Consider the following 9,419-nt stretch of genomic DNA (forward strand, 5'->3'; position numbering starts at 1 on the left):
TTTTTCTACCATTTTGTGGTTATTCAACAGGCGTGCATTTGGTCATTATATTTCAATCCACGCACTCACGTGGAGTGCGACGCCTGTATGCATCATTATCGCTTCCAGCAAACTTATTTCAATCCACGCACTCACGTGGAGTGCGACCCTTCAGCTCATTCAGGGTCGTGGGAAGTCTAGCGAATTTCAATCCACGCACTCACGTGGAGTGCGACTTTCATTTTTATAGTGTTTGCTACATGGATGTTTATTTCAATCCACGCACTCACGTGGAGTGCGACCGTTTTAAACGTTCCCTTCCAGCTGCCAAAGAAATTATTTCAATCCACGCACTCACGTGGAGTGCGACTCAAACATCATTAACTCATATTCATTTAATTTTGCATTTCAATCCACGCACTCACGTGGAGTGCGACTTTGCCCCCGCTTCCCTTCGATTTTTTTGAACCAATTTCAATCCACGCACTCACGTGGAGTGCGACGACGGACCTTAACGCGTCCTCTCGAATCCTTACTGACATTTCAATCCACGCACTCACGTGGAGTGCGACTTGAGCAATAAATAAGGACGCATGACCGTTAGATCATTTCAATCCACGCACTCACGTGGAGTGCGACTACGTAACGCCGAAAATATGGTAATATAGTCACACGTATTTCAATCCACGCACTCACGTGGAGTGCGACGATGATGAATCTGAGGATCGAAAAGCTGCGCGCTTATTTCAATCCACGCACTCACGTGGAGTGCGACAGCAAAAATGTAGTATTTGATATCCTAATGATATCAAATACTACATTGATGCAAAAACTGATGCCCAAAAAGCTTGGATCAACTATTGACTTTTACGGATAAGTAGTGATCCCAATACCTTTCGACAAATTTCGAGGTGCGAAGGACTCGGGGAATTCATGGGAGCTTTATATTCGCACCTTTACGATTCGATTGATCTGCCTGACGCTGAAAGAAACGGAACAGGTCGATGTGCATAATACGAATCGACACCAGTTCAGGGCGGTTCTTGGAAGATAAGACACACCATATATTCGGTCAGAGCCAGATCAGCCTCAAGCACAGAGCCCCCTCCGTGCCAATGACGAGCGAATATTAGTCTCCAACATGCTTATTCAAAAAGCTCCAATTGCTTCACTTCACCTATATACACCTTGGATTCAGGAGCAAAATCGCGGAAATAAGCCTGATCCATCTTTTGGTGGGGATCAATAATTTGCTTACCGGGCTCACCAGCAACTCCACGAAGTCGACAGCTATACATAACTGGAAAATAGTCCTGTAGAAATTTGCCCTCAGCATGCGCTGTCAGAGCAATAATCTGAAATCCTAACTGCTCCGCAATATAAAACACGGGACTAAGAACATGATCACTGGATGCCTTGCCGAATGGATTATCGAGGATAACAACCCGGTGTCGCTTCATCTGCCCCTGTATATGCTGTTTGCGCTCGGCTACATAATTTAGCAAGCCCAGAAAAAGAGTCATGTTCTTGCTCCATCGCTCTCCACCAGACCAGGAGTTCGAGGTTTCCCAAGAGAACTTAGCACTTGTGATTTGTTGATCGTTCGTAACCTTATGGCAACTAATATGGATCGTTTCATGCTTTAACACCTTCTGCAGCAGTTGCTTGGAATCCAGCCACTTTTCCAAATCCTTACGCACTCGTGCAACTGAATTCTCGTTATGTTCAGCCTGATACGGGGTACGATCCAACTGCTCAACAATCCAGTCGATATGAGCATGAATGCGTTGTTTACCTTCTGCTTCATCCCATTCCGGGATTTTGAATACGTAGATTTCCTTGCTCCCATTCTCTGTTCTAACACGCGTTTTCTTGGGAAGATCACGCAACTCCTGTACAATCTGCTTTATGTGCATATGGATATGGGTGATAAAATGCTGCAGCTTCTGGTCCTCCGTCTGCAAGTGCAGCTCTGCAATTTGATTCGTCTTTACGATACTCTGTCTAAGCAAAGATTCAAAATCGAGTAATTCCTCGAGTGTATCATTTTTCCGTATTCCACTCTTGGCCATCTCGCGTTGCTTTGGATCCTGAATAGATTTGTTACAAAAATCCAGAAACCGCTGCTTGTGAGCTTCGACCCCGGTCTTCTCTTGATCCCGCTGCTTTGCTCGTTGCTCCAGCTCCTTAATAGCAGTTTCGCTGTGCTTAAATGCCTGATAGAGCCACTCGCTGCGTTGCTCCTCCGTAAGCTGCGCGCTCTGCAACTGGGGATCGTCGAGCTGATATAGCTTGATGACCTGATTCCACTGATTCAGTGCCTGTTCAAATTTGCGTCGTTGCTCCAACGTGGACTTCATCACCTTATCCACTTCACGGAGTTGGAGACTCAGTTCCCGTTGTGTTTGCTCGATTCGTTCATGTACCTGCCTTAGCGAACCATGGAAGGATATTGGCGATTCGTCCTCATGATCAAGTGTATACCGGCTCAGCAATTGCTTCACGACACCTCCCTGAAGATCGCGCTCCTGGCGTCTACGATCCAACTCAGCCCTGATCTTGTGGACACGTTCTTTCAACTCTTCGCACTTTTTCCAAATCTCTTCCATCCTAATTTCCTCATGAGGTGGCAAGTCCAGCTCCAGGATAATATTGGAATGTTCTTTTCGTAGCACGGACATCTCTTGCTCCGCCTGACTCTTTTCTCGTATCAGACTCTGTTGCTTTCCTTCCAACTCTGTACGGGACATCATCATTTGCCGACGCCTCATCTTCAGATTTTCATACTCATCCCTTAATCGTTGCAAACCAAAGGAATTCTCCAGCGGGCTGTACACCTGAACCTCTGTGTATAATTCATCTTCTTGCATATGAAGGAGCTTACCTTCGAGAGCTATGATCTGTTTTTCAGCATCCCTGCATTGAGTATCCAGACTGATTTTTTGCTGCCTGAATTTATCCACATGCTTCCTTTTCAGGTTTATTTGTTCCCGCACAGAGACCAGCTCGTGTTCCAATTCATGATTCTTTTGCATGATGGCTAACCATTCATGTCCCAGATTCAAGCGACGCTCCAACTCCGCGGTTTGCTGCTCTTGCAATCTTTTCTTCTGCTGTAATTCGTCCTTGTGCTGGTCCAGATGCTTCATTTCCCCATCCCATAAATCCAGTCGCTTCTGCAGGATATTACGTCGATCACCAAGTCCCTCCAGAAGCTGGCGCAGTTCATGTATGCTCTCTATCCTGTACCTGTCAAAGAAACGTTCTGTTTGCCTCAATACATCTCGCCATTGTTCGAGTTTATTTTCTTGATCTTCCCGTTCCTGCCTGGCTAGTTCCGCTCGTTCCTCTGCTGCCTGCTTCCATATTTGAAATTGTGCAGAATCCTGTACGTCCATCCATAGTCCGGGCTCAACCCAGCTTTCTCCCAGCGTTGGCTCTCCCACCGGGGTTAGCAAGCGCTTCGCTTCCTCCGTTGACAACACCCTTATCGGATACTGAAGCTTGCTCGCAGACTGTCTCAGCTTTCTCAGCAGCTTCTCTTTCTCGTGTACGGTGGTTAATAACGTAACTTCCCACAGTGGATGTTCACCGGCTTGCTCACTCTGCTCCACATACTGCACGCCCAACTGAAGCATGGAGAACTCATTACTCCAATGGTGGACCAGCTCAGCAGCATACGGATCAGCAAAAAATACATCTTGCTGCTGATAGTCATCCACATAACGGTAAGCGATTCTTTCCTTATATAGCAGGTCCTGCTTCTGTCGTTCCTTGTGGACGATCCCACTAGTCAGACGATTACGGATCGAATCTGCCTGTGTGTGCAAGGAAGTCACCCGACTCCAGGCAGGATGCAATACAGATAGTTCCTGTAACATCTGTGCATGCTCCTGATCGAATGCGGTTAGCTGAGCTTGTACATTACCCAACTCTTCTCTAACCGCAGCAAGCTGCACTCTGCCATCTGCTTGTAGCTGCTGTAATCGTTCTTTCTTCTGTTCCATCTTATGAAAGACCTGTACAGATGCGACAATCTCACGTTGCAGCACTGTATATTCTTCCTTCCAGAGCGGCATCTCCCGTTCAACCGATTGCGTCTGCACATTGCTTAATATTTGTCTGGAAATATCTGTGGCTCTGCTCTTATGGCTGTCATATTGCGTTACGATTCTACTTTCCTCTATGCCGAGTTGCTCACGAGCCTGATCCTCCATATTTTCACTTTTTGCACATTCATTCCGCTGTTGCTCCAACCCCTTCCGTTGTTCTTCCATGTCCTCAAGGTTTGCCTTTAGCTTCTGTTCCTCTTGCATGTAAAAAGCTCGCAGATGCCGACCATTCTGATCCCACTGCACCTGAAGCTCCTGTTCGTCAGTCGATTGCTCCAGTTGCTCCATCTGATTATGGATATACTCAAGCCTGAATGCGGCTTCTTTCTGCCGCTCACGTATCTGTGCATACCTAATCGAATAATACTGCTGCTCCTCGGAGCCGATACGATCCTGTAATGCTTCATATTCGTCCTGTACCTCATAATACACGGTTTCCAGCGCTTCCAGTGTTTCCTTAGCCTGTGCGATTTTCAATGAATCAGCCTGTTTTTCCATCAATTCCTCTTGAGTTTGTAGTTCTTCCTTCTGCATATCAAGTTGTAGCAATTCTGCAACTGTCACTTGCTTCATACCCTCAAGGTATTGCCATGCCGCCTTCGATTCTCGCCGCCGCTCGTCATATTCCTTCTTCTGTTGGTCATATCGTGTATATCCTTCCACGTACTCTTGCAGACGGATAAGAATATCCCGATTCGTATCCAGCTTCTCCTTCAGCGCCCTATATTGCTTAAAGCTATCTTGCCGCGCCTGGAAAAGATCAACAAAAGCTCCTTGCTTGTACCCTTCCATTGAGCTTTCAATGGTCGGAATCAGAAGGCGATCAACAAGCTGAGAAGTAGTCTTGCATTCATCAAAAAAGGCTTCGATCCCGCCTTCATTTGAATTAATCTTGGCTATGGCCGCCCACTCCGTGGAGATAATATGATACTGCTCCTCCAAATATTTTTTATACTCATCCATGGTGTTGAAAAACGTTTTGGAGGTTAGTGAATATCTGCTCTGCATGTGCATATAGTAATCATGAATTTCTCCCTTGTCACTCACCCGTTCCCGATCACCCTGAGTCTTTGTAAATGGAATCTGCTCAATCCGGTGCTCGTCCCCTTCTCCATATTCATGAACATAACGATAAGAACTCATTCCATTCGTGTCCATAAACAAGCTGATACAGGTTACAACATACCTGCGCCGGGGCTTCTCCGTCAGCAGCCACTCTACAGCAATATGAGCAGGTCCATTTTCCAGCGCAAGCGTGTCCTTCATTTTCCGGCCCGCCAAATCCACATGGGGCATGACAGCCTGAAGCGCCGTCTGGATAAAGACAGTCTTCCCTCCTCCATTTTCCAGCACAATTGCACCATTATGACCGTCAAAATGAAAGATCGAATCGGTATACCGTTTGGCTCCAGCTTCATAGACAACGTTGGTGAATCTGATTTTAGAGATTGTTGGCATGAGATTCCTCCTTCGTGGACTCCTTAAATGAATACAGGAATTCAAGAATTCCCCGGTTGTATTCCGCTTCCATAAAGTAACGCTGTACAATAATTTTCGTCTTTTCCGTCAGATCAAGTTCATCCGGTCCAACCTGATATACCAGTTCCTGCTCCAACAGGAAACGTCTGACGGTATCCAGAAAGCTAATGCGGCTGATCGTTTGCCCGCTCTGGCGTTTGACATTTTCCTTAATGTCATCCATCGCATTCCAGCGTTCAATGATGTCGACCCACCTGTAGGAGAACTCCTTGCTCAGACGTTCCAAATGTTCATCGCCATGCTCCTGTAATACATCAACTCTCTCCTGCACCAGAGACAACCAATCATTCATATTCAGGAAATTACGCGTAGGCTCCATCGTCTGGTAGCTGTCATAGAACCCACCGATGAACACGATCATGACCAGATACATGAGATACAAGTCTGCGTTAACGGCACTTCCACGCAAATATGTTTTTTTCAGCATGTCGTTACTCATATGAAAAGGAGACAGTCGCGCGAGCGGAATCAGATAGAGCCGTCCCCCGGCTGTCAGTACAGCGCATTCCATCTCTGCTGCAAATTGATCCACTAGCCCGCGCACTTTATCATCACTCTCATATTGCTGCAGACTGTCTGAACCCGCTTCACCCTTCTGGGTCAGCAACGCATAAATTCGAAAGGCTGTCATCACTTCTTCCTCAAGATATTGCATCATGAGCACCTGCCAATTCAATAATCATATCCTGGATCACATACCGATCCGTTACTTGCAGTAATTCTGTCGCTTCATACACTGTAAGTTCATACCCTTTCAGTGCATCCGTCATCGCCTCATACAGGCTCAAATCACTCTCATCTGCCGTCTGCTGTTCACGTTGCTGTGCAGAGATTGGACTGCGCTGATGAATCATCATCCAGTAATCATAAAAGTTCCGGCTGTGAAGCAGCTCCTCGAGATCCATTTCCCTTACATAGGCAATAAAATCGCTCAAAAGAAATTTAGAGCTTCCACGTACCTTTGCACATTCCAGAAGTAACGAGAGCATATCTACGACGCCTTTTTTACGCTGCAAATTGAAAGGATTATCCTCGCCCTGATCCATCACCAGAAAACCTGCTGAATCGCTCTGGCCCTCCTCCTTGCTGATAACCTGCTGTTTATCAAATAGGGTCAGGAGCGACCATAACGGCTTCTGTTCTACGGTAAGAAACGGAGAAATCACACCCCGTAATGCATCTGGAGACAAGGGATGCCCTATGATGATTCCGGTGATGTCCTGGTCAAAATTGAAAGAGCTAATTCCGGTGTAGTATAGCGACTCCTTGGCTGCCCGTAATGCCTGCGAATCCAGTTCTATGCTCTGCTGCAATAGATGGGTATGCTCATTATGGACCTTTTCCAGATTAGCGGAGATACGGAGAATCAGCTCGTAAGGTCGTTGGAACCTTGCCTGTTCCCGATCTGCATAGATTCGGTCTCGTGTCTCGCGGACAAAATCCCGCAGTTCCACGAACTCCTCATTCTCGCGATTTAATCGCAGATGGATGTCCTCGAGCAATGAGCGATAACGTTGGAAAGTCTCGTCGGATACAATATTGCGTTTAATCTCGTACTCCACCTTGCGAATACGTTCTTGCAGAGTCTCTACATCGACCTGCATCTCATCAATCTGACGAAGTGCGCCTTGAAATTCACCCTTTTCCAGTTGTTTACGAAGCAATAGCTGATGAATGGACAGTTGAAATTCCAGATAAAATTCTTTGGTTGCGAATACCAACTCTAGTCCATCCTCATCTAATGTGTAATATTGAACCTGTGTCTGTGCATCGTATTTGTCTGTTCGCAGAATGGAAGTTTGCAGTATCTCTTCCTGTCCTGAATCCAGATTGTAAAATGGCATTTCCCGCTTCCGTCCATTCGCAGGACGGAACACCTGTAAAATCTTACGCCCAATATCCTCCAGATCTACTTGTTCCAGCTCATAATGTGGAGCCAGTGATTCCTTTAAAAATTGTATGTAATCTCTCGTACTCGTCTTATGACTGCGTAATAGCTTCTTCTCGAAGAAAAACAGGAGCGTCATCAGCCCCAGCTCCATCATAGCTATCTGTTTGCCATTGCGGTCTATCTTTCGCTGCCGTCTCAATTCAAACAAAGGGTCAAAAAGAGCAATCTTGCCCATTCGTCCTGCAAACCCGGATATAATCTCGCCAGCATTCATACCTGTGTCCGTCTGTTCCATACACCCAATCTCCCAATCGCAAGTAATTGTTCCCGGCCTAGCACTTCCTGAGGGATGTACTGACCATTACGCAGCATATTTTCCAACTGCTCACCTGCTGCCTCTGGCAGAACCGTCCGACAAGCAGCCAAATCAGCTTCGCTTCGTATCTGGTTCTGCTTCCCCGGCACCCCCTTATGCTCCAGACAAGCCAGATAAAATTCCACTGCCAGCTTCACCATATGTTTGACCTGCAAGGCATGCCAAATTCGGATGCCTTCCCAGTCCAGATCTCCAAAATAATAAAAAGTATGCTGTACATCCTGCACCGGATACTGTAAATGAAACATCTCCAGATTCCCAACAATTTTCCAGCCGGAGCCAAAGATCAGGGTGGAAAAAGGTAACGTGGACAGCCCTGTTAATAACGCCTGAAAGGTCGTCTTGTTCTCGATAATCAAATGAGACTGATAGGATTGAGAAGTTTCTAGCGAAGGGTTAAATGCCCACATCAAAGGATCGCTGACAGGTTTAATAAGCATCTTGCTCCATAAACCAAGACGCTCCAGAACAACTCTTCCTCCTCCATCCGTGATCCATTTCTCATCACCCGTTAATTGGTAACTTCGCTCCGGGGCCGGCACTTCACTGACTGGCAATCCATGCATTGCTAAAAAATGATGAATACGTTCAATATAGGTCAGGTCCTTGTTCCATGTGTCTTCAGACTGCCCATAATACCAATCCAGATTTATACTTGGATGAAATTGAGCAGAGTGCTGTTGAATTCTTTGTAAATGCCCCTGTCGCATGAACACTCGACGAATTTTATATTGGTAAGCCAATGCGGGCCGTTTCCCGTTCCTGCCATGCGCTTTGACCCCCACTAATATCTGCATTTCCTCGAGTTGTAAAATGGTCTCAGCAAATGATGGATAATTAATGTCATGTCCACTCATAAAAGCTGCCAACTCTTCAAGTAGAATGGTAGATTTCTTGTAACTCTGAATATGACTTAGTAATTGCCGGCGAATGTCTTCTGATTCCATAGCCCCTCCTGATGAATGAGAATCCCCTTAGTTAATTATACCATTTCAGGATACGAAGGTATTATAAATGTACCTTTTCTTAATTTTATGAACACAGCTGTTAAATAGAGAGCAACAAAGCCGAGCCTCCAGCTGCGCCCCCCACCTGCCGATTTCAATCCACGCACTCGTATAGAGTGCGACTTTGACCATTACTGACATTCAAAACCGTGGCTTATTTCAATCCACGCACTCATATAGAGTGCGACTTTCTCGTTGTCCGGCGTACCTGGGAGTGTATTATAATTTCAATCCACGCACTCATATAGAGTGCGACCTTGTGGGGCAATGCATAAGGCAGGAGGGAGCCATTTCAATCCACGCACTCATATAGAGTGCGACATCTTCACCCCATGAGGTGTGCGCTGATTGCTAGTGATTTCAATCCACGCACTCATATAGAGTGCGACCCGGGACTGGCCCCAAGCGTTAACCATATGTACAATTTCAATCCACGCACTCATATAGAGTGCGACTGTTACAGCTCCGCCTATCCCACTATGGATTGTCAACAGTAAATCAAACAACTTTTTTAA

4 protein-coding genes and 2 CRISPR repeat arrays are annotated in these 9,419 nt (G+C 46.2%); all 4 genes read right to left on the minus strand.

The genetic code is table 11. From position 1 onward, the window contains the following. Nucleotides 1-49 precede the first annotated feature (49 nt). Nucleotides 50-754: a CRISPR direct-repeat array (repeat unit 32 nt; unit sequence ATTTCAATCCACGCACTCACGTGGAGTGCGAC). A gap of 370 nt (nucleotides 755-1,124) precedes the next feature. Genes L693_RS0116225 through L693_RS0116240 form a run of 4 tightly spaced genes read right to left on the minus strand, consistent with a single transcriptional unit; the run spans nucleotide 1,125 to nucleotide 8,844 of the window. Continuing rightward, nucleotides 1,125-5,549 carry a hypothetical protein gene (locus L693_RS0116225; RefSeq protein WP_025718288.1) on the minus strand — a complete coding sequence of 1,475 codons (4,425 nt, stop codon included), beginning with the start codon at nucleotides 5,547-5,549 and terminating at the stop codon, nucleotides 1,125-1,127. Continuing rightward, complete coding sequence (locus L693_RS0116230; RefSeq protein ID WP_049825185.1) at nucleotides 5,533-6,288, minus strand: DUF6063 family protein; 756 nt, start codon at nucleotides 6,286-6,288, stop codon at nucleotides 5,533-5,535. Before L693_RS0116230 ends, L693_RS0116225 begins: the two co-directional genes overlap by 17 nt. Next, nucleotides 6,272-7,816, minus strand: coding sequence for a hypothetical protein (locus tag L693_RS0116235; RefSeq protein ID WP_025718290.1), 1,545 nt, complete (start codon nucleotides 7,814-7,816; stop codon nucleotides 6,272-6,274). Before L693_RS0116235 ends, L693_RS0116230 begins: the two co-directional genes overlap by 17 nt. Beyond that, nucleotides 7,792-8,844, minus strand: a complete 1,053-nt coding sequence (locus tag L693_RS0116240) for a Wadjet anti-phage system protein JetD domain-containing protein (protein WP_049825186.1) — start codon at nucleotides 8,842-8,844, stop codon at nucleotides 7,792-7,794. Before L693_RS0116240 ends, L693_RS0116235 begins: the two co-directional genes overlap by 25 nt. Before the next feature lie 151 nt (nucleotides 8,845-8,995). After that, nucleotides 8,996-9,359: direct repeats of the CRISPR family, unit length 32 nt; unit sequence ATTTCAATCCACGCACTCATATAGAGTGCGAC. Nucleotides 9,360-9,419: the final 60 nt, after the last annotated feature.

Origin of the sequence: Paenibacillus sp. 1-18, from assembly GCF_000520755.1 — a bacterium.
GTDB classification, from domain to species: Bacteria; Bacillota; Bacilli; order Paenibacillales; family Paenibacillaceae; genus Paenibacillus; species Paenibacillus brasilensis.

Excerpts from the sequence above, each read along its gene's own strand:
- L693_RS0116225 (WP_025718288.1), bottom strand. The coding sequence starts at position 5,549 with ATGCCAACAATCTCTAAAATCAGATTCACCAACGTTGTCTATGAAGCT.
- L693_RS0116230 (WP_049825185.1), bottom strand. The coding sequence starts at position 6,288 with ATGATGCAATATCTTGAGGAAGAAGTGATGACAGCCTTTCGAATTTAT.
- L693_RS0116235 (WP_025718290.1), bottom strand. The coding sequence starts at position 7,816 with ATGGAACAGACGGACACAGGTATGAATGCTGGCGAGATTATATCCGGG.
- L693_RS0116240 (WP_049825186.1), bottom strand. The coding sequence starts at position 8,844 with ATGGAATCAGAAGACATTCGCCGGCAATTACTAAGTCATATTCAGAGT.